The sequence below is a fragment of the Polaribacter marinaquae genome, from assembly GCF_038019025.1.
In the GTDB taxonomy this organism is placed as follows: Bacteria; Bacteroidota; Bacteroidia; order Flavobacteriales; family Flavobacteriaceae; genus Polaribacter; species Polaribacter marinaquae.
Window position 1 is genome coordinate 2817134 of sequence record NZ_CP150496.1, and the last position, 23140, is coordinate 2840273.

Annotated in this window: 15 protein-coding genes; 7 read left to right on the plus strand and 8 right to left on the minus strand. The window is 31.8% G+C overall.

What is annotated here, in order from left to right:
- Positions 1–273 precede the first annotated feature (273 nt).
- The 4 genes from WG950_RS12520 (at position 274) to WG950_RS12535 (ending at position 6414) form a co-directional block, all read left to right on the plus strand.
- Positions 274–1875: a type I restriction-modification system subunit M gene (locus WG950_RS12520; protein WP_340932794.1), complete on the plus strand. Its 1602-nt coding sequence runs from the start codon at positions 274–276 to the stop codon at positions 1873–1875.
- A gap of 10 nt (positions 1876–1885) precedes the next feature.
- Positions 1886–3115: a restriction endonuclease subunit S gene (locus WG950_RS12525; protein ID WP_340932796.1), complete on the plus strand. Its 1230-nt coding sequence runs from the start codon at positions 1886–1888 to the stop codon at positions 3113–3115.
- A gap of 132 nt (positions 3116–3247) precedes the next feature.
- Positions 3248–3565, plus strand: coding sequence for a GIY-YIG nuclease family protein (locus WG950_RS12530; protein WP_340932798.1), 318 nt, complete (start codon positions 3248–3250; stop codon positions 3563–3565).
- 2 nt (positions 3566–3567) lie between these two features.
- Positions 3568–6414: a type I restriction endonuclease subunit R gene (locus WG950_RS12535; protein ID WP_340932799.1), complete on the plus strand. Its 2847-nt coding sequence runs from the start codon at positions 3568–3570 to the stop codon at positions 6412–6414.
- Positions 6415–6530: 116 nt separating this feature from the next.
- On the opposite strand, the gene WG950_RS12540 is transcribed toward WG950_RS12535, so the two are convergent.
- Together WG950_RS12540 and WG950_RS12545 are read right to left on the minus strand one after the other, a co-directional pair.
- Entirely contained in the window at positions 6531–7301 is a 771-nt protein-coding gene (locus WG950_RS12540) for a LytR/AlgR family response regulator transcription factor (protein ID WP_340932800.1), read from the minus strand.
- On the minus strand, positions 7302–8336 hold the full coding sequence (locus WG950_RS12545; RefSeq protein WP_149025875.1) for a hypothetical protein: 1035 nt from the start codon (positions 8334–8336) through the stop codon (positions 7302–7304).
- A 193-nt stretch (positions 8337–8529) separates the two neighbouring features.
- Between WG950_RS12545 and WG950_RS12550 the strand changes: the two genes are divergently transcribed.
- The gene (locus tag WG950_RS12550; RefSeq protein WP_340932802.1) at positions 8530–8673 is read left to right on the plus strand and encodes a hypothetical protein; all 144 of its coding nucleotides are present in this window, start codon (positions 8530–8532) and stop codon (positions 8671–8673) included.
- 89 nt (positions 8674–8762) lie between these two features.
- Here WG950_RS12550 and WG950_RS12555 read toward each other — a convergent pair whose 3' ends face one another.
- Positions 8763–9140 carry a PH domain-containing protein gene (locus WG950_RS12555; protein WP_079737138.1) on the minus strand — a complete coding sequence of 126 codons (378 nt, stop codon included), beginning with the start codon at positions 9138–9140 and terminating at the stop codon, positions 8763–8765.
- Positions 9141–9299: 159 nt separating this feature from the next.
- Between WG950_RS12555 and WG950_RS12560 the strand changes: the two genes are divergently transcribed.
- Together WG950_RS12560 and WG950_RS12565 are read left to right on the plus strand one after the other, a co-directional pair.
- A complete protein-coding gene (locus WG950_RS12560) occupies positions 9300–10085 on the plus strand; it encodes an NYN domain-containing protein (protein ID WP_340932803.1) in 786 nt (261 codons plus the stop codon).
- A 166-nt stretch (positions 10086–10251) separates the two neighbouring features.
- Positions 10252–11265 carry an LLM class flavin-dependent oxidoreductase gene (locus WG950_RS12565; protein ID WP_340932805.1) on the plus strand — a complete coding sequence of 338 codons (1014 nt, stop codon included), beginning with the start codon at positions 10252–10254 and terminating at the stop codon, positions 11263–11265.
- 69 nt (positions 11266–11334) lie between these two features.
- Here the strand turns inward: WG950_RS12565 and WG950_RS12570 are convergent, their stop codons facing one another.
- The 5 genes from WG950_RS12570 to WG950_RS12590 form a co-directional block, all read right to left on the minus strand.
- A complete protein-coding gene (locus WG950_RS12570) occupies positions 11335–13134 on the minus strand; it encodes an alkaline phosphatase (RefSeq protein ID WP_340932807.1) in 1800 nt (599 codons plus the stop codon).
- Between the two features lie 5 nt (positions 13135–13139).
- Positions 13140–14240, minus strand: coding sequence for an alkaline phosphatase (locus tag WG950_RS12575; RefSeq protein ID WP_340932809.1), 1101 nt, complete (start codon positions 14238–14240; stop codon positions 13140–13142).
- A gap of 76 nt (positions 14241–14316) precedes the next feature.
- Entirely contained in the window at positions 14317–16062 is a 1746-nt protein-coding gene (locus WG950_RS12580; RefSeq protein WP_340932810.1) for a RagB/SusD family nutrient uptake outer membrane protein, read from the minus strand.
- A gap of 10 nt (positions 16063–16072) precedes the next feature.
- Complete coding sequence (locus WG950_RS12585) at positions 16073–19042, minus strand: TonB-dependent receptor (protein WP_340932813.1); 2970 nt, start codon at positions 19040–19042, stop codon at positions 16073–16075.
- Between the two features lie 177 nt (positions 19043–19219).
- A complete protein-coding gene (locus WG950_RS12590) occupies positions 19220–23035 on the minus strand; it encodes a two-component regulator propeller domain-containing protein (RefSeq protein ID WP_340932814.1) in 3816 nt (1271 codons plus the stop codon).
- Between the last annotated feature and the right edge of the window lie 105 nt (positions 23036–23140).

Below are 23140 nucleotides of genomic sequence, written 5' to 3' on the forward strand. Positions count from 1 at the left end.
AATTTTTAAAAATCCCAATAACTACGGTTATTGGGATTTTTTTTGCCCAAAAACAACGCTCACTGCGTACGTACGCAACTTTTATCGGAGTAGGGTGGAGTAAAAGTTGCACCCTGATGCGGTAGTAATTGCACCCTGATGCAGTGAAAGTTGCGTCTAACTCGAATAAAAAGAGAATTTATTTGCATTGAAACTTCGTTTTTTTTACTCTTAAGCTAAAAAAGATTCCTATTTTTAACGTTCAAAAAATTGCAAAAAAAAACAAACTTTTAAATGTCAGAAGAACAAAAAAAACTACTCGAAAAACAATTATGGGCTATTGCCAACCTATTACGTGGCAAAATGGATGCAGACGATTACAGAAACTACATCTTAGGCTTTATATTCTTTAAATATCTTTCAGAGAAGTTACATTTATACGCTAATAAAATATTAGCACCAGATGGTTTAACCTATGAGCAGTTAGATGAAAATTCAGAAAATGGTAAAATATATGTAGAAGCTGTTAAAAAAGCCTGCGTAAAAGAGTTAGGTTACTTCTTAAAACCAAGTGAATTATTTACATCTATTGCTCAAAAAGGAAACAACCTTTCAGAAATAGAAACCAATGATAATGATGAAGCAAAGCATTTCTTTATTATTGAAGATTTAGAGCGTATTCTTACCAATATAGAGCAAAGTACAATGGGTACAGAATCAGAAGACGATTTTGTAAAACTATTTGAAGATTTAGATTTAACTTCTGGAAAGTTAGGAAGAACCGTAAAAGCACAAAATGAAACCATCGCAAAAATCATAACCCATTTAGATGAAATTGATTTTAGATTAGAAGATAATGACAGCGATTTATTAGGGGATGCTTATGAGTTTCTTATTGGTCAATTCGCTGCAAGTGCTGGAAAAAAAGCAGGTGAATTTTATACACCTCAAGAAGTATCTACCATATTAGCAAAAATTGTAACTACTCGTAAAAAGCGTTTAAAATCTGTATATGACCCAACGTGTGGTAGTGGCTCGTTGCTATTACGTGTAGCTAAAGAAGTAGATGATGTCGGTATGTTTTACGGTCAAGAATTAAATCGTACAACGTACAACTTAGCACGTATGAATATGATATTACACGATGTAAATTATCGTGAGTTTGATATTAAACAAGAAGATACCTTAGAAGAACCACAACATATGGTTATCGACTTAAAAGCCGAAGCTATTGTGGCAAACCCACCATTTTCTGCAAAGTGGTCTGCAAAAGGAATATTTAGTACAGACGATAGATTTAGTCAATACGGTAAATTAGCACCCAAAACAAAAGCAGATTTTGCATTTGTACAGCATATGATTCATCATTTAGATGAAAATGGTATAATGGCAACCGTATTACCTCACGGTGTATTATTTAGAGGGAGTTCAGAAGCTCATATTAGACGTTATTTAATTGAAGATAGAAATTATATAGATGCTGTAATTGGTTTACCTGCAAACATCTTTTTTGGTACAGGTATTCCAACGTGTATTTTAGTAATAAAAAAATGTAGAGAGGTAAACGAAGATGTATTGTTTATTGATGCTTCCAATCATTTTGAAAAACAAGGAAAAGACAATAAGCTACTACCAGAGCATATCAACCAAATTGTAGATACTTATACTAATAGAACGGTAACAGATAAATACAGCCACAGAGCAACATTACAAGAAATTGCAGATAACGATTACAACCTAAACATACCGCGTTATGTAGATACCTTTGAAGAAGAAGAACCTATTGATATTAATGCAGTAGCCAGCGACATACAAGCGTTAGATTTAGAAATTGCTGAAACAGATAAGCGCATTGCTGCCTATTGTAAAGAGTTAAATATTAAAACACCCTTTTAATCTATAAACTATGGAAAAAAAATTAGAGCCAAGTTTGCGATTTAAAGACTTTAATGATGTTTATAAAAATTATGTTCTTAATGATGTTTTAGATTTATTGACTGATTTTGAATCAAATGGAAGTTTTGCGTCTGTAAAAGAAAATGTAAATATCTATGAGGAAAAGAATTATGCGTGGTATGTAAGGGCAACAGATTTAGAGAATAATTCAAGTTTAGATAAAGTAAAATATGTAGATGAGCACAGTTATAAGTTTTTAAAAAAAACGCCTTTATTTGGTGATGAGTTATTAATAACTAAAAGAGGTGAAATAGGTAAAGTATATTTTTTTAAATCTGAAAAGGATGTTAAGGCTACTGTAGCACCAAATATGTATCTTCTAAAACTGAATATGTTAGTTGATTCTAAATACGTTTATTATTCATTTATAAATAACGATGGTAATAAAAAATTAAAAAGAATTAATGCATCTACTACAATAGGTGCATTGTATAAAGATGATGTTAAGTCAATTAAGGTAAGATTTCCAAAAATCGAAGAACAACAAAAAATAGCATCATTCCTTACAGATGTAGATGATAGAATTACCAAACTCACCAAAAAGAAAGAACTTTTAGAACATTACAAAAAAGGTGTAATGCAAAAAATCTTTAATCAAAAATTAAGATTTAAAGATGATGAGGGTAATGAGTTTCCTGAATGGGAAGTAAAGATGTTGGGAGATGTTTTTACATTTAAACAAGGTTTTCAATTTGGAGTTGAAGAACAATCTGAAACTTACTTTAAAGGTTCTGTTGAATTTATAAGAATTATAAATGTTACATCAGATAAAAATGATAAGAGATATGTTTTAGACCCTGGCAAAGAACATCATATAAATAAGGAAGATTTGTTTATGGTACGTTATGGAGATGCAGGTAGAGTTGCAAATGGTTTTACAGGAATAATTGCAAATAATATGTTTAGACTTCTACCAAATTTTGATATTAATAAATTGTTTTTCTTTTATAATTTAGGCAGACTTTATAACAAAATACATTCATTATCTGGTTCGTCGACAATGCCAGCAATTAGTTTTAGTACAATTAATAAATTAAAAATTATTGTACCATCTCTTGAAGAACAAACCAAAATAGCCAATTTCTTATCAGATATAGATATTAAGATAGAGGTTTTAAACACCAAAATAGAAAACAGTAAAACCTTTAAAAAAGGGTTGTTGCAGCAAATGTTTGTGTAGCGTCATTGCTAGTTTTATTGTCATTGCGAGGAGGTACGACGTGGCAATCTCACGAAACGAGAAACAAACAACAAACAGATTGCTTCACTACGTTTGCAATGACAAGTAGGCAAGCAATAACAAATGGAAATAATGAAACCAGGATTTGTTTACATACTAACCAATAAAAACAATACCACCTTATACGTTGGCGTTACTGCTAATTTAGTAGAGCGCATACAACAACATAAGGATAAAATAAACCCTAAATCGTTTACAGCACGTTACAATTTAAATAAGTTGGTGTATTATGAAGCTTTTCAAATGATAGGTGATGCTATTGCAAGAGAAAAACAATTAAAAGCAGGAAATAGAGCAAAAAAAATAGATTTAATAGAAACAGAGAATCCTAATTGGAACGATTTAGTACAAAAGGCTATAGATTGCTTCGTGCCTCGCAATGACATGTAATTATGACAACACAACCAGAACAAGTATTAGAAAATAACTTAATAACGCAACTTATTAGTTTAGGCCATAAAGCCGTAACTATTAAAACCGAAGACGATTTAGTTAGTAATCTAAAATTACAATTAGAAAAACATAACAAAACCACTTTTACAGATTCAGAGTTTAGGCGTATTCTAACCGATTTATCTAAAGGTAATATTTTTGATAAAGCTAAGTTTTTACGTGAGCCAAAATATGTACTTCAAAAAGATAACGGTGATAAAGCATATATCGAGTTTATCAATCAAGACTTCTGGTGTCAAAATCAATTCCAAGTAACCAATCAAATTACAATAAACGGTAAAAGAGAAAACCGTTATGATGTTACTATTCTTATTAATGGCTTACCATTAGTACAAATAGAATTAAAAAAACGAGGTATAGAGTTAAAAGAAGCACATAGGCAAGTATGCAGATACCAACAAGAATCTTTTGCTTCAAACAATGCCTTATTTAATTACGTGCAACTCTTTGTAATTAGTAACGGAGAAAATACAAAATACTATGCCAATACCTATAAGCAAGGTAAAATGCCGAGCTACAAGTTTACCTCGTATTGGAGCGATAAAACCAATAAAAGAATAACACAATTAGATAGCTTTGCAAGTCTCTTTTTAGAGCCTTGTCATATCGCTAAAATGATAACTAAGTACATTGTTTTACACGAAAAAGATAAAGTGTTAATGGTGCTTAGACCGTATCAGTATTATGCAGTAGAATCAATTATAGCCAGAGTTAAAAACTCCGATAAAAACGGTTATATATGGCATACTACAGGTTCAGGTAAAACATTAACATCCTTTAAAGCAAGTCAAATACTAACAAACAACCCTAAAATTAAAAAAGTGGTGTTTGTGGTAGATAGGCAAGATTTAGACGACCAAACGGTAAAAGAATTTAGAGCTTTTGATAAAGAAAGTATAGATGGTACAGAAGATACTAAAACCTTAGTAAAACACTTCTTAGACCCAACAAGACCTTTAATTGTAACGACTATTCAAAAATTAAATGTTGCCATAAAAAAAACAGCATTTAAAAATCAAATTGAAAAAATTAAAGACGATAAAACCATTTTTATCTTTGATGAATGTCACCGTTCGCAATTTGGTAAAACACACCAAGAAATCACAAAATTCTTTACAAATCATCAGTTATTCGGATTTACCGGTACACCAATTTTTGAAGAAAATGCATTAAGTGTAAAGAGTATAAAGCAAACAACAGCAAACCTATTTCACGACTGCCTACATAAGTACGTTATTACTGATGCTATTAGAGATGAAAATGTATTAAAATTTTCAATAGAATACTACAATGTATTTAAAAAGAAAATTCAAGATGAAGAAGATACTAAAGTAGAAGCTATAGATACGCAAGAGGTTTATGAAAGTGACGCATATTTAGAAACCATTACCAATTACATACTTAAAAATCACGCTAACAAAACCAATAATAGGCAGTTTACTGCAATGTTTTGTGTAAGTAGTGTAGATATATTAATTAAATATTACGAACTGTTTAAAGCTAAAAAAGAAGCAGGAGAACACAATTATAAAATAGCAACAATATTTTCGTATGCTGCAAATCCAGAAGTAGAAACGATAGATGGTAATATTTCAGAAGAAGATGTAACAGATGATGCACCAGTAAACCAATCGGTAAGAGATAAATTAGACGAGTTTATTGTAGATTATAATACTATGTTTAACGAAGCACATTCGGCTAATGATGCTAAAGCCTTCTTAAACTATAAAACCAATATATCTAAAAGAGTACGTGATAAAGAAATAGATATTTTATTAGTAGTAAATATGTTTTTAACAGGGTTCGATAGTAAAACATTAAATACCCTGTATGTAGATAAAAACCTTAAATATCACGGTTTAATACAAGCCTATTCACGTACCAATAGAATATTAAACGATAATAAGTCACAAGGTAATATTGTAACCTTCCGTAACTTAAAAAAGAATACAGACGATGCAGTACGTTTGTTTTCTAATCTTTCAGCAAAAGAAACCATCACTATAGCACCATATAAAGAGCAGCTAACGTTTTTTGAAGAAGCATACGCAAGATTAATGGCATTAACACCTACACCAAATAGCGTAAATGAGTTAGTAACAGAAGAAGATGAATTAGAATTTGCGAAAGCATTTAGGGCTATAATGCGTTTAAAAAACATATTAGATTCTTTTACAGAATTTACTTTTGATGATGTACCAATGACAGCTCAAGAGTTTCAAGATTTTTCATCTAAATACTTAGAGTTAAACGATAAAATTAGGTTCAATACTCAAAAACAAAAAGTATCTATATTAAACGAAATAGATTTTGAAATAGAGTTACTTCACAAAGACGAGATTAATGTTACTTATATTATGAAGCTATTGGCACAATTAAAAGATGCCAAACCAAAAGACCAAGAAAAACAAAAAAAGCAAATTTTAGATTTATTAGCTGGAGATGTTACTTTACGTAGTAAACGTGAATTAATAGAACAATTTATAGAAAATAACTTACCTAAAATAAGTAATAGCGAAACCATAGAAAGTGAATTTAAAGACTATTGGAAAGTAGAAACTAAAAAAGCTTTGAATAATTTAAGTAAAGCAGAAGCATTAAAACCAGATAAAGTAGAAAATATAATAAACGATTTTCTTTTTACAGGTAGAATGGCAACCGAAGATGAGGTAATTGAAGCATTAGAAAAACAACCAAGTGTCTTACAAAGAGAAACTATAAGTAATAGAATAACCGAAAAAATAAAAGATTTTGTAAAAACCTTTATTAATGGAGTTGATAGTTAAACAAATAAATACATATTTTTTGTATTTTAAAGGTAGTATCTTTTTATTTTAAAATTAAAGGTCTCTTATAAAATCTATAGCCTGTTACCCTAGCTTGTTAAAAATTAATGGTGGCATTAAATATTTTCTAAAAACCTTGTTTTTTCTTTATTACTAATTTCAAAAGGTGTTTTACAATAATATAATTCTAGGTTACGACTGTCTATATTTCTAATGTAATTGGTATTAATTAAGGTACTTTGATTGATTTTTCTAAAACCAAACTTATAAAGATTTAATTCCAAATCATTAATCGTTATTCTTATAGATTCAAATTCGATTTTATCATTTTTTCCATAAAAATGTACATGATTACTTTGTGGTTTTTCTGCCTTTACTTTTTTATTGTCTATTATTTTATGCCCAGAACTTATTAAAGCAGAACTAATAAAATAGATTTCTTCTGGGTAGATACCAATATTTTTGTTTTTAGAGATGGCTAGCATAACCAAATCGCCTTTTTTATACGGTTTTTGGTTGTTTACTTTACCAAGAATCTTCTCTTTTAAAATGGCTTCAAATTCTTCTATTTCAAAAGGTTTGCTTAAGAAACCAGAAATATCTAAACGGTTAATTACTTTTTGCTCATTGTTAATGGTAGAGGTTAAAAATATTACTTTTTTATGAGTAGCTACTTTTTTAGCCAATTCTAAACCATTATACACAGGCATATCAAAATCTACAATCAACAAATCAAAATCATGTTCGTTTATATCTTCAAAAGCCTTTCTAGAACTATCATAGCTTTTAACGTGTTGTAGGGCGTAATCCTTAGCAATAATGTCAATTTTTTCTCGAACTCTTTCTAAAGTTTGTGGGTCGTCATCCACCAAAATATAACGTATCATTTAATGCAGGCTTAGTGTTAATTCAGAGAGATATTGGTTGTTAGGTAGTGCTTTATGTTCTAATTTACTTTTTGGGTAATAAGCGTTTAACAATTGTTGCAAGGCATTTAAACCAAAGCTAGTTGGTGTTGTAACTTCTGTAGTATAATTTAATCGTTGCTCTGCACTATTTACCAAACAATAGCTTAATTGTTTGTGTTCGTTTTCTTTTAAAATAATACTAATAAAAGAATGCTTATTATTTAAGTTACCATGTTTTAATGCATTTTCTACAAACGGAAAAAAGAGTGTGGGTTTAATTTTAATAGTGTTGTTTTGCTCTCTTTTTAATGTATTGTTAAACTGAATGTTTGTATTTGGTTTTAAGTATTTAATTAGGTCTAAAAACATGTGTATGTGTTCTAGTTCTTCTTTTAAAGAAGTGTTTTCTTTGTGTAAAGCAGTAACATTATAATCTAATAATTTAAAGATGTTTTTTAAAGCCTTAATTGGGGGTATTTTTCTTTTGGTATTTTTAACACTAAAGCTAATGCCTAAAAAGGTTTTGTAACTTTTTTCTGTTTGCTCTATATCATCATATATCTGGCTAATAACATTTTTAATAAAATGTGCACCCAATCTAGTGTTGTTTGCTTCTACTGTTTTAAAATTAACATATCTTTCATACGTTCTTTTTTGATGCGTATTGGTTTCTTTATGTTTTGCTATTTCTTGTTCTTTTTTGTTTAAACTTTCAAAATAAATCTTTTTCGTTTCAGTAAGTTCTTGTTTTACTTTTAATAATTCATTTTTATTTGTAAGACTTTCTTTTTCTAAATGCTCATAGCTCTTAAGCTTTTGCTGGTTTAAGTTTTTTTCTTCTTGTAACTTGTTATTTAAGTTTTCTAATTCGGTATTTTCACTTTTATAATATCTTTTAATAATGTAGTTGTAAAGGTTACGAAGTATTAATAATGCTAAAATAATTAAGAAAAAAGGGGCATTATCCATAAGATATTCAAGTTCATTTAAGAACTTATCATAAAGCTTTTTCATTAGGGTGTGTTTCAATTTTTTGGAAAACTAAAATACTAATATTTGTAGAAGTTTAATTAGAAATCACAAAAAAGATAGCTTTTATCACAAATAATAGTACTTCGTCACAAACAAGAAATATTAACTATAATCTTATGCATCTTTGAAGTGTAAAAGGAAGTAAAGTACTTCTTAAAACTTTAAATAAATTATTATGAGTAAATCAAAATCAATGTCAAGTGCAGCAGCTTCAAGAATTCAAAGTAGTACTGCAGGAGCATCAAAATCTGGAGGTGTAACTAAGGGGGGTTTTGCAGCAAGAGCACAAAGTGCAGCCGCAAAGAATTCTAAAAAGTAATTATTGGTAATACCTCGACTTTATTTTAAAGGCGAGGTATTACTAAATTGTAGTGAAAGGTAAAAAATAAGGTTTTGTAGGCACAGTATCTACATCACTTTACTAGCCAAGTACTTTTGTACTTCGTACACATTAATGCTTTTGTTAAACTTTTTGCTTACGGAAGGGATGTTTTCACTCGAAATCCAAATTTTTAATTCGGCATCCAAATCAAAAGTACCAGAAGTTTCTAAAGAAAATCTAGAGATGCTTTTGTAAGGCAACGATTTGTATTCAACTTTACTACCGGTAATGCCTTGTATGTCTACTAAAATTAGGCGTTTGTTGGTAAACATAAACGTATCTCTTAACAATTTAAAACCAAGTTCTATTTGTTCGTTATCGACCAACAATTGTTGGTACTTGTCTGTTAGTTTTTCGGTAGAAATTTCGCTGGCATTGCCTAGTATTTTATTAAATAATCCCATGGGTTGCTATTCAAGTTTAAAAACTGAAAGTTACTAAATCTCTATGAAGTCGCCATAAGCTTAAGTACTAAAATCTTAAAACAGTATTTAAACAAGTTAAGTTTTATCAGTTCTAAGAAACCCACTATCTTTATAGAAACAAACTTTATATAGATAACTATGGATATCAAACTAGCAGTATTAATAGACGGAGATAACATACCTTCTGCCTACGTTAAAGAAATGATGGAGGAAATTGCCAAATATGGTAACCCAACCATCAAACGTATTTATGGAGATTGGACCAAGCCACACTTGTCTAAATGGAAAAACATGTTGCTAGAAAATGCCATTACACCTATTCAGCAATATGGCTATACTACCGGTAAAAATGCCACAGATTCTGCCATGATTATCGATGCTATGGATATTTTATATTCAGAAAAAGTAGATGGTTTTTGTTTGGTGTCTAGTGATAGCGATTTTACACGTTTGGCAACACGTTTAAGAGAAGCTGGCATGAAAGTATATGGTTTGGGAGAAAAGAAAACACCGAACCCGTTTATTGTAGCCTGCGATAAATTTATTTACATCGAAATCTTAAAGCAAGAAAACGAAGACAACGAAGATAACGAGCAAGAGACAACAACAACGGCTCGCGTACCAAAAAACAAGTACGATACCATTACCCAAAAAGAAATACGATTTATAGCAAGTACCATAGACGATGTTGCCGATGATGATGGTTGGGCATTTTTAGGAGATGTTGGTGGTTTGTTGCAAAAGAAACAACCTAATTTTGATTCTAGAAATTACGGTTTTCAAAAATTAACCCCTTTGATAAAATCGATACCAGCTTTTGAAATTGAAAGAAGAGATACGGCAAACGGACGCTTAAAATTAATTTATGTACGCATTAAAGAAGTAAAAGTAGCGATAAAGTCGAAAAAGAAAACATCGATGTAACAGTTGCAATATACAGGTAATGCTTCTACTGTAAACCATAGTTTGTATTGATAGTTGTATTGCAAGAATTAACAGATTCTTAGCGCCAACAACTAAAAAGGTTCTGTAACTTTGCGGTCCCCTAAAAAGTAACAAAGAGTTATTTACAGATAAACGCTTACATATAATGAACGCTAAGAATACCTTATATTCGATATTAGATTTGGCTTTGATATCGCAAAATGCCACCTTAAAAGACACCTTTGCAAATATTGTTGCATTAGCACAAAGTGCAGAAAAAGCAGGTTTTACAAGATATTGGTTGGCAGAGCACCACAACTCAGAACACATAGGTTCTAGTGCCACAGCAATTTTAATAGGGCACGCTGCACAGGCAACCAACACCTTACGTATTGGTTCTGGCGGAATTATGTTGCCCAATCATTCGCCTTTAATTGTGGCAGAACAATTTGGTACATTGGCAGCATTGCACCCCAACAGAATCGATTTAGGGTTGGGTAGAGCACCAGGAACGGATAGGGCAACAGCGGCAGCGATTCGTTCAGACTTTATGTCGGCAGCCCAAGATTTTCCTAGAGAAGTTGCTAAAATTCAGCAATATTTTTCGAAAGACAATAGGAATACCGCAGTAAGAGCGCCAGTGGCAGAAGGGGCTGCAGTACCTATTTATATTTTAGGATCTAGTACAGATAGCGCACATTTAGCCGCCAAAAAAGGCTTACCGTATGCATTCGCAAGTCATTTTGCAACCACCTATTTAGCAACAGCCATAAAAATTTATAGAGAAGAATTTCAGCCTTCGGATGCCTTAGAAAAACCCTATGTAATGGCAGGTGTAAATATTATCATAGCAGATACAGATGAAGAAGCAAAGCGAATTGCAACCTCTTTAATACAATTAATTGTAGGCTTGCTTACAGGTAAGAGAAGTGGTGTAAAACCACCCACAACATTTACAGAAGAGCATCAAGAAATTTTAGAACATCCGCAAGTACATCAAATGTTAAAGTATTCTTTTATAGGAAGCAAAGCTACTGTAAAAGCACAAGTAAAAACGTTTTTAGAAGAAACCCAAGCAGATGAATTGATTGCGGTAACCAATATTTATGACATCGAAGACCGCATTAAATCGTACCAATTATTTGCAGAAATTATGCAAGAACTACATACAGCATCCTAAAGATGTTATACTTAAAAACCCCAAACATTTGTTTGGGGTTTTTAATTGAAAAGCGAAGTGTTTTGAATACTATTTTTTTAGAATTTTCATAATTTTATGAAACACCTCGTTGTTTTCATAAACTCCCTGAAATTCGTGAGACATTGGCCCGTAAGCAAAAATAGGTACCATAATAGCCGTGTGGTCATACGAAGCAAAATAACCTTCTATTTGGTGTTTTTTTACATTACCCTGCGGAATGCTAAAGCCAGAAGTTTCGTGGTCTGCGGTAATAATTACCAAAGTATCTGGATGCGTATCTGCAAACTTTAAAGCCTCTGTAATGGCTTTGTCAAAATCGATTGATTCGGCTAAAATACCGGCGGTATCATTTGCATGACCTGCATGGTCTATTTTGGCAGCTTCTACCATTAAAAAGAAGGGTTTGTTTTTTTTATGCAAAAAGTCTAAGCCTTTTTTTGTAGCGTTGGCAAGTAGGTTTCCTCTACCGTTCATAACGGTTTTTAAACCATGTGCAGCTGTAAATATACCCACTTTATCTGCCGTTGTATTTTCTAAATTGTCTAAAGAAGGCAAAATGGTAAAATTACTAGCCAAAGAGGTGTTTTTAAAATTAGCACCGCCACCACCAATAAATAAGTTGAGCTTGCTATTGATAAGATGCTTAGAAATGATAGCATCATCAGACCTGTCGATGGCATGTGCATAAAAAGAAGCAGGGGTAGCCCCGATAATATTGTCTGTTGTTATGCAAGCCGTAGAAAAGTTAGAACTGCTTAAAATTTCTGTAATATTCTGAATCGGTTTTCTAAACGGATCTGTACCAATGGCTCTGTTATTTGTTTTGATACCCGTAGCCAAAGCTGTACCTGCAGCAGCAGAATCTGTTGTAAAATCATCTGCAGCTTGTGTTTTTATAAAACCAATACTTTTTAGTTGCGTTAAAGATAACTTGCCATTATTTGCCAAAGTTGTGGCAGATATTTGAGCCAAACCATTGCCATCACCAATTAATAGAATAATATTTTTTACTGGTAAATCTTTTTGATCTGCACTGTAAGATGGTTGGTATACCTTAGAAAACGTTGTTGCCGTAATAGCTCTATTTGGCAAAGATTTAAAGTAAGAGGCACATAAAAATGGCTTGTCTGTATTTATAATGTCTACCCCCATATCAGCCAAAGTTCTCCAAGCTCTTTTAGAATCTGGACTTGCCCAAAAACGAAAAGGCTTTTTAGTTTTTTTTGCTTTTGCTATGATGTTTTTAACTTTGGTAGCATCATCGTGCGTCAATCTTCCTTTACCGTTCCATTCAGAAAAACGCTTAAAACTTAAACTTACCATTCCTATTTTATCCCATGCTTTTTTTGATACCTCTGTACCTAATTCTTGATAATCAAAATATATATAAGAAGGGTAAGTGTTGTAGGTGTTTGCAGGAGGTCTGTTACCAGAAATTACAATTTTGATGTTGTTACTATTGTGTATGCTAGGATATTTTTTTAGTACAGAAATTACTTTGTTTAATGTAGATACCGCTTCTGATTTGATATCGATTAAAAGCAAAAGTTTTTTACCTTCTTGATATTGTAAGTTTAAAACAGTTTTTAGCGGCTTTGCATACAGTGTTTCAAAAGTGTTTTTAGGTTGTATTTCTGATTGCGTATGCGCCACAAAAAGTTGCTTGTCTTTTAAAAAAACATCGGCTTCAAAAGAAGTAGCGCCGTTAGAAAAAGCGTTCCAGAAAGGAACAGATTGTAAGTAATCATTATGAGAATGAATGATGGGCTTTTGTTGCCCAAAAAGCGTGCAATGCACTACCAAAGTAAGTAGGAACAAAACGCGTGTTATTTTAGAGTTGTATTTCATTATTTTTATTTGTTGTGAATGGCTTTTAAAATTTTATGATAAATTTCATTGTTTTCATAAATGCCTTTAAAAAGTGGTGCGCCTGGACCTTTTGCAAAAACAGGGATTAAAGTACCGCTATGTTGGTCGTTGTTAAAGTTGATAGAAACATTAGTTACTTCTTCTTGTTTCTCGCCTGTAGCTTCATCAATAACATACGATTTCCCAATACTTACGCCTCCTGTTTCGTGGTCTGCAGTAACTACCAAAAGTGTGTTTGGGTGTTTTTTTATGTAGTTTAAAACAACCCCTAAAGTTTTATCAAAATCTAAAACTTCTTGTTTTAATAATTCGGCATCCATGGCGTGTCCGCCCCAATCGATATAAGAACCTTCAATCATTAAAAAGAAAGGTTTCTCTTTTTCTGTTAAATAGTCTAAACCCAGTTGTGTAGCATCTTGAAAAAAGCTTTTTCTACCTTCTAATTTAGATGGCAAACCATCATTTGCTAATAAATACCCATTTCTTTTGTGAATATTATAAGGAGATAATGCTACAGAATCTAGTTGGTAATTTTTAGCTAGCAATGCAGCATACAAATCTTTCTTATCTTTTCTGCGTTTTAAATATTTTAAACCACCACCTGCAAAAAAATCGATATTCGCATCGATAAGGTCTAAAGCGATTTCTTCGTGCGAATCTCTATCTTTTACATGGGCATAAAAAGCCCCAGGTGTAGCATGGGTTATGGGTGTTAAGCTTACCAAACCAGATTGATAACCTTTTTGTTGCAAGGTCTCTATTATGGTAGGTATAGGCAAACTGTCTTTAGAAACACCAATGGCTCTTTTATATGTTTTTTGACCTGTTGCAAATGCAGTTGCACCTGCGGCAGAGTCTGTAATTGTGTGGCTTGTACTTTGTGTTTTTATAAAACCGATTTCTTTAAATTGCTCGAAATTTGGTGCGTTTTTTCCGAAATAAAATGCTGTAGAAACTTGGGCAAGACCCATACCGTCTCCTATCATCAAAATAACATTTAAAGGTTTTTTAGATGTTTCTTTTTTACAACCTATGTACAAAATAGATAGCAAAACCAATAGTGCGTTTTTCAAAATGTTTTTCATGCTATACTTTTAGTGAATCTGATAAAAAAAGGGAGCCCTCTTATTAAGAAAGGCCCCCATACATCAAACATAAAATCTAATATCCTTTATTTTGTTCTAAGTAACCTGGTGTGTTAGAAGCACCATCGATGGCAACTTGTGGTATTGGAAACAACCTGTTATTTACATTGGCATCTGTTTTTTCTGTCCACGAATCTTCGTAATGACTAAAACGGATTTGGTTTGTTCTTCTTAAACCTTCCCAATAGAACTCGAAACCTAACTCTCTGTATAAAATATCTAAATTGATACTGTTTAAAGCAGTTGGTATTGGTGCACGTGCAGTTCTAGACGTTCTTACAATGTTTACATCTGCTAAGGCAGCCGCATTGTCTCCTTTTCTTAGTTTAGCTTCTGCACGCATCATGTAAATTTCTGCATAACGCATTAATACTAAATCTACGCTACTAAAGTTGTTTCCGTTAGGAGAGGCGCGACTAAATTGATATTTAGACACACGAAAACCTGTATGATGCGCTCTACCTTCGTTGGTAAAATCTACTTTTTCTGTAAGGTTTACATAGGCTACATTTTTATCTTTTCCGTTTCCTTTTATTTGTTTTACCGGGTAAATTCTGTATCCATCGCTACAAGTATAAAATGCACCATTTTCATCTTTTCTTGCAGCCCAAGGCACACCTCTTAAAATACCTCTATCAATTTCGAAGTCTTTGGCAGCTACGCAGTAATAGTTATTCTCGTCGTTTAAAGGAGAAAGACCTGTAAGATCTGCTACACCATTGGCAGCTTCTTGTGTGTTTTTTTGTAAAAACCTAGGATCTGCATCTGCTGGGTCTACACTACCATACGCAGCTACCCAAGTTTGATAAAAATCTGATGTAATTGCTGGCCCATCTGTACCGTCTGCACTTAAGTGCTCTGGTCTTGGGTACATAGAACCAGGAATAGACCAATACGCCCAACGACTGTGTTCTCTTTTTAAGACACCACGTTGGTCTAAAGCAAATATCAACTCTGCATTACTATTGTTATCATCATTAAACAAGTCGAAATATTCTGGTGATAAAGAAAATTGCCCTGAATTGATAATGTTATTGGTATATGTAATAACCTTATCCATATCTTCTGTCGTAAAATTTGGTGTTCCGTAAGGATCTCTATACACAGCAGCATTTAAGTGTAATCTTGCTAAAAATCCCCAAACCGCAGCTTGTGTCATTCTACCCGGACCTTTATTATTATTTATAAGGTCTACAACAGATAATAATTCGCTTTCTATATAATCTACAGCCTCTTGATTTCTTAAGATTTCTGAATCTTGACTAGACAATTCTTTTTTAAACACCAAGCCCCAACTGTCTAATGTTAACATATTTAAATAGGCTCTTAGCGCAATCATCTCGTACAAAGCACCTGCCGCCTCTGTATTACCTGCATCTGCTAAAGGTCTTAAAACTTCGATGGCACTTACGGTTCTAGAGATATTGATAGTTAGTTCTGTCCAAGCACTCTTAACCAAATCATTTGTAGGAGTGATAGAGTGCGTATGTGCAGCTAAAAATTTACCACCATCATACCAGTCTGTACCACCTCTGTAAGGTAAAATAGCCTCATCACTAGGTATCAATTGCAAACCGTAGTAGTTTGTGTGTCTCCAAGTCCAAGAAACTTGCCCGTATGCCGGTGCAATAGCACCACTTATGGCTTCTGCTTGCCCGCTACCAGTTAAAGATTCATCTAAAACCTCTTCATTTAAATCGCTACAGCTACAGATACATAAGAAGCTGAATGCTATGAGTGTACTTTTTATTATATTTTTCATTATTTTTTTATTAAAATTCTACGTTTAAGCTTAAAAGAATTGTTTTACTTTTTGGGTAACTAAAGTAATCGATACCAAAAGTTTGGATACCACCTAAAGGACTACCTGTATTAATTTCTGGATCGAAACCGCTGTAATCTGTTATTACAAATAGGTTTTGACCTGTAACTGATAAGCGTAAATTTTTAATGCTTTCGCCAAAACCGATACTTTGTGGAGATAAATTATACCCGATGGTTGCATTGTTTAATCTTAAGAAACTACCATTTTCTAAGTACCTTGTAGAGACTAGGTTAGAGTTTGTGGCAGCTTCATCTAAAAACTCGACAGCTCTGTTTGTCGTATTAAAAGAGTTGGCTAGGTTACCTTTGTTAAAAGAAGACATGGCTACATGGTTGTATATTTTGTTTCCGCCAGCACCGTTAAAATTAAAGCCTAAATCGAAGTTTTTGTAAGTAAAGTTTAAGTAAAAAGCATATACATAATCGGGTAGGGCATTGCCAACTACAGCTCTGTCATCATCTAAAATTTCACCATCATTATTAGAATCTTTAAATTGATTTAAGCCATCTGCACCAATACCTGTAAACTCTTGCATGTAAAAAGCACCAATAGATTCGCCATTTAAAACTCCGTTAATAGTAGCACCTGTTTGTCCTGCACCTCGAGCAGCTCCTGTGGTTAAAATTTTGTAAGGGGAGTTGTTTACAGTGTTTTTTGTAAAAGAAATATTACCTCCAAAATTATAAGTAAAACGATCGTTTACATAGTCTTTATAATCTAAAGCGATTTCTACACCATTGTTTTCGATTTCCATATTCGGAATGTTCGTCCAGTAAGTAGAAACAGGAACAATAGGATCTGTAGGAGCAACTTCTAATAAAATGTTGTCTGTAACTTTATTAAAATAATCGATAGTACCTGTTAATTTATAATTAAGTAAACTAAAGTCTAAACCAATGTTGGTTTGTGTAGCAACTTCCCACTGAATATTTGGATTGGCTAAACGTGTAAAAATAGAACCGTAAGGGTAACCACTTAAATCTGTAGCACCACTATCTAAAGGATATGTGTCGTTATTAGAGTTGCTTTCTGTATAACTTGCTTTGGTAATTTTAGAAGGTATTTCTTGACTACCTGTTTGTCCCCAACTTGCTCTTAATTTTAAGTTGTTAATTGCAGTAGAATTTGCTAAAAAGTTTTCGTTGCTTATATTCCAACCCAATGCAACCGAAGGAAAATATCCATATCTGTTATTCTTACCAAACTTAGAAGAACCATCTGCACGCATTGTTGCTGTTACTAAGTATTTATCGTCGTAAGTATAATTAAGTCTTCCGAAGAAAGATTGTAACTCGTTTTTAGTTGCAAAAGCCGATTGCGTTGTTTGTTGATTTGCAGTTTCTAATTGATACCTTGGTTCTACACCATTGTCTGGAAAACCTTCTAAGAAAAATTGTTTTTGACTAACTTCTGTTTGCTGGTAAGTATGACCTGCTAAAAATGTAAAACTACTTTTATCACCATACAAATTGTAAGTTAACGTGTTTTCTACAAGTGTATTGCTGTTTTTTGTAGTAGCTGTATTTACACTACCCAATGTTGTATTGGTTTCTGTAGCATATGGTAAGTTTTGCACATCTCTTTCTGTGATAGAGTAGTCTACACCCATGTTTAACTTATAAGTTAACCCTTTTGTGATTTTATAAGAAGGTGCAATGTTTGCTAGAATACGATTGTTATTTGTAAAGTCTCCGTAAAGTGATTCTGCAATAAACGGATTTAAAATATCGTTGCTTAAATTCCCTTTTAACGTACCGTTTTCATAAGGTGTATCCGTAGGATTTAAACTTAGCATATTACCAACAACTGCATTAGAATTTGGTCTTGTGTTGTCTAATTTGGTAGCCGTTAAATTAAAAGTTACGTTTAATTTATCGTTTATTGCTTTTTGTGATAAATTTAAACGACCAGAATAGCGTTTTAAATTACTGTTTCTTAAAATTCCTTCTTGGTCATCTAAACCAATAGAAGCAGCATAAGAAGAATTTTCTGTACCACCACTCATAGAAAAGTTAATGTTATTAGAAATGGCAGCTCTTGTAAGTTCTTTTTGCCAATCTGTAGCACCACCACCATCTGCCAAAGTACCGTTTACGGCATTTACATTAGCTCTAAACTCATCAGCAGAAAAAACGGCTATTTTATTAGCAATCGTAGCATAACCACTAGAAAGTGTTAGGTTTATTTTTGTTTTTCCTTTTTTTCCTTTTTTAGTAGTAATTACAATAACACCATTGGCAGCTCTAGAACCATAAATTGCTGCAGAAGATGCATCTTTTAAAACTTCTATACTTTCGATGTCTTGAGGATTGATAAAGTTTAATGGGTTAGAAGCAACACCATTATTTGTGTTGTCTAAAGCAAAACCATCTACAATGTAAAGTGGTGTTGTACCAGATCTTAAACTACCAACTCCTCTAATAATTACATCTTGTGTAGCACCAGGTTCACCACTATTAGAGGATACATTTACACCGGCAACTTTACCTTGTAATAATTGTCCTGCATTGGCAACAACCCCTTTGTTAAAGTTTTCGCTTTTTACAGAAGATATTGCACCAGTAACATCTGATCTTTTTTGAGAACCGTAACCAACAATTACAATTTCGTCTAAAGAACTTGAAGTTTCTTTTAAAGTTACCTTTAAAACTTGATTACCGTTAAAAGCCATTTCTTTTGTTTCGTAGCCTAAAGAAGAAAATACTAAAGTACCTGTTTGATTGTTTAGAGATAATTTAAAATTTCCGTCAAAATCTGTAGCAGTTCCTTTACTGTTATTCCCCTTAACAGTAATAGATACATTTGGTATAGGGAGGTTGTCTGTATTGGAAACTACACTCCCTGTTACCTTTACTTGTGCGCCGGTATATGCTATACACCCAAAGACAAGAATTAATAATAAGTAAAAATTTTTCATTTAAATTGTGTTTTTAGTTTTGATAAAAGTAGTTGGGCAAAATGCTCGGTAGGTGTAAAATTGTTTCTAAGAGGAGTATAAATCGTTCAAATTGGTATATAAAAGATACAGATTGGGTGTAGTTTTGTTACAGTAACAATTCTCTAACATTTAGAAAATCCTACAGTAACAATACTTTTAACAAAACTGTTGTTTAAATTCTTTAGGACTTTTACCATAATGCTTCTTAAAAGCTTTGGCAAAATATTTAGGATCGTTATAACCACACTCAAAACTTATTTCTGATATATTTAGTTTTTGCGTTTTTAACAATGCTTCTGCTTTTTGCAGTCTTAAAGACATGATTACATCTGATGGCGATTGTTTTAAACGCTCTTTAAATAATCGATAACATTTTACCCTAGAAATATCTAAAGTATCTACCAACATTTCTACATTAAAATTGGGGTTGTGAATTTCACTTTTAATAATATGTAAACTCTTTTTTAAGAGCTTGTCATTTGCTGTTTGCAATTGCTCTTTATCCGTTAAAATATCAAATATTTGTTGTTGAAATTTATGGTCTAAGGGTGCGTTGCTTTTAGTGTTTATTAAAGAGGCTATCTTTTTTTGTACAAACGAGGTACTTGCTGGTAATTGAATTATAGTATCGATACCAAACTCTACAGACTGTTCTCTTAATTGTGTATTAAAATCTTCTGATATATAGATAAGCGGAATTTTTCTATTTTTAATTTCATCAGAATTTTTAAGAAAGTACAAGAGTTCTTTAGAAAAAGCAACGTCATATAATACAATGCTATGTATTGTAAGTTGTTTTGTAGCTGCATTTAAATTACTAGCGGTATTTTCGAAAATTAAATTATAGTTGTTTTCTAATACAATTTGATTTGCAGCGCTAGTGTTTTCTCTATCACAAAAAACCAATACATTTTTTTTGTCTGATGCGAGGTTGTCTTGTTCGTTAAAATGTTTCCAAGAGATGGTTTCTATTTGTGCATCTTTGGTATTAATTTGGGGTATGGGTATTTGTAATGATACTTTAAAAGAACTTTCTAAGTTAAAGTTGTAAAACTCGCCATTTAAATCTTTTATTAAAGTTTGAAACGCTTTAAAATAAGGACTGTAATGCATTACACGATGCCAACTATTTAAAAGTAAACTACTGTTAGAGGCAATTTGTACATTAAAATTACCTGCGTTGTATTTAATTTGTAATTCTAATTGACTGCCTTTATCAGAATATTTTTGAATATCATTAAATAAATATTGAAGCATTAAACGAAAACGTAAAACATCTACTTCTACCCAATTTGGTGTTTTGTTAATGTGAAAACTAAAATCTACTTTGTGCTGTTGCAATGCGTTTTCTAGTTTGTTAACACTATTTTTTACGATAGGTAATAAATCTACTACCGAGGTTTTTATTGCGCCAATATCTTTAATTTGACTTAAATAATTCCACTCAGAAATTACTGTAATTAGTTTGTTGGCTTGTGAAAGAATACTTTTTTTGTTTTCTGAATTTTCTGATAAATCGCTTGCTTTTTTTATGATATTAGAAACAGGTTCTTGAAATTCTGATAGCACAAAGGTTTTAAATTTTTCGATTTCAAAATCTTCGTTCTTCAATTGATTGTGTAATTCTAATAGTTTTTCTTTTTGAAGCAGTATTTTTTTATTCTTTTCATCGAGTTTAGAGTTGATGTCTTCTAAATCCTTTTTTTGATTTTCGATAACTTTGGTTCTTGCAATTATTTTTTCTTCTAATTTTTTCTGTTGTCTAATTGCAGCTTTATTTTTGATGTAAATAAAGACAACGGCGCTCATTAAAATGAGCGCAATTACTATTATAAAAAACAGAAAGGTTTGGTAAAAAGGTTTTTTAATTTCTAAATTAAAAAGTAGTTTTTGATTGCTGTTTTTACCTTCTTTAACTAAAAAAGTATACTTACCAGGTACAAGGTTGCTATAACTTATTTTGTTGTTAAGATTTAGTAAAATCCATTCTTTGTCTTTGCCTTCTAATTTGTAATAAATATTTTTTTCTACTTTTATAGGAAATCGAATAGGAATCAAATCGATATCGATGTGGTTTTGGTTGTGCGTTTTTACAATATTTTTTGTGTAGTTTTCATTATAATCTACCCATAATTTAAGTTTTACTTCTGTGTTATTAAATTGAATATTATCAGGATTAAAATAGTTTAGGCCGTTTATACCTCCAAAATATAAATCGCCTTTCGCGTCTTGATAATAAGCACCTTCAGAAAACTCAGAAACCTGCCAACCACCCTTTGGATAAAAAGGTTTTACAGAGAAATTAGTTTTATTAATAATTGCAATTCCTTTGGTTGTGCTTATCCAAACATCATTTTTATTGGTTAAAATACCATATACAAGCTGACTTGGTAAACCTTCTTTTTCAGTAATATTTTTAATAATGCCTTTTTCCTTATCAAAAATGGTCAATCCGCCTAAAGTTGCTACCCAATAATACCCTGTTTTTAAATCTTTATAAACGGCATAGGTACTGTTGCTTAAGATTCCGTTTTTGGTAGTTATCGTTTGTAGTTCACCATTTTTTAAATCCAATAATTTTATATGGTTACTACCAGAAGTAACACTTTTATCTTCTTTATGAAAATTAGAAAGACCTTTTTTAACAGGAATGGTTTGTAGCTTTTCTTTATGCACATCAAACAAGCGTAAACCATTATTTTCTGTAGCTAAGATTAACTCGTTGTCTATAAAAATTACATCTCTAACATGGTACTTTTCTAATAAATGTTGCCCTTTGTAGCTTTCAAATTTATTTGAATTTAAATTAAATTTGGCAACACCACCCCAACATGCAATCCATAAGTGTTTGTTGGTATCTTCATAAATGCTATAATTTCTATTGTTAGGGAAATTAGCGGTTTTTGTAGCATCATATAAAATGTAATCTCCGTTTTTCTTTATTCTGATAATTCCGGCATAAGTTCCTGCCCATATTGTACCATCAGATGCTGTAAATAGTGTGCGAATGCGTTTCCAATCTGGTTGTTCTTTTGCTTCTTTAATTGCAAACTTTTTATAATTTTTACTATCAGCATTATAAGAATACAAGCCTTTGGTATAATAGCCCAACCAAAGTTTACCGTGAATATCTTTGGTGATTGCGCGTAGCGTTTCGTTTGGGATATTAGGGGTATCTATAGGATGCGGAGCTATAGAGAGAATTTTATCAGAATTTGTATAAGCCATACTTATACCACCATCTTTAGCACCCAACCAAATATTACCAAAGACATCTTCATGCAAGGTTTCTATTTCGTTACTATTAAAACTTGTTAGAGAATAAGGATCTTTAAGATAGTTTTCTATATGGTATTTATTAGATTTATTTAGTTTGTTTCTTATGATAAACAAACCATTTTTACGTGTAGCATACCAAATATTACCTGTTTTGTCTTTTAAAACATCATTAATAACTAGGTTTGGATATTTAGTGAGTAAGATATTTTTTAATCTTACATTTTTATCGTTGGGTAAGTGTGTTGGTCTGTTTTTAAATTGGCCTTCAATAAATTCATAACAATTATTTTTGGTGTAAATAATGATGTTTTCTTTATTCGATATTGAAATGTCTATAGGTTTTTCTTTAAAAGAGTAATTTTTAAACTTTTTATTACCGATGTATCTGCTTACTTTAAAATCTTCGGTAAGTATCCAAATACGACCCTTGCCATCCTTTTTAATTTTAGATATAAAATTACCTGCAATCGTATTTTTATCATCGATATCATTTTTAAAAATTTTAAAGCTGTAGCCGTCAAAATAATTTAAACCATCCCATGTAGCTACCCATAAACCACCATTATTGTCATTTTCGATATCTTTAACAGAATTGTTAGATAAGCCATTGTTAACAGAAAAGTTTTCGAATTTTACTTCTTGACCTAGGGTTTGTAATAAAATAAAAAAAGCAAAGAAAGTGACTCTAGTCATGTTGTAAATTTAAACTTACAAGCATATAACTATAAGATTATTTAAACGTGAATAGTGTGTTAAGTAAAAGCAAAAAAGAGAGGCTAATTGTTATTTAAAGTTGTT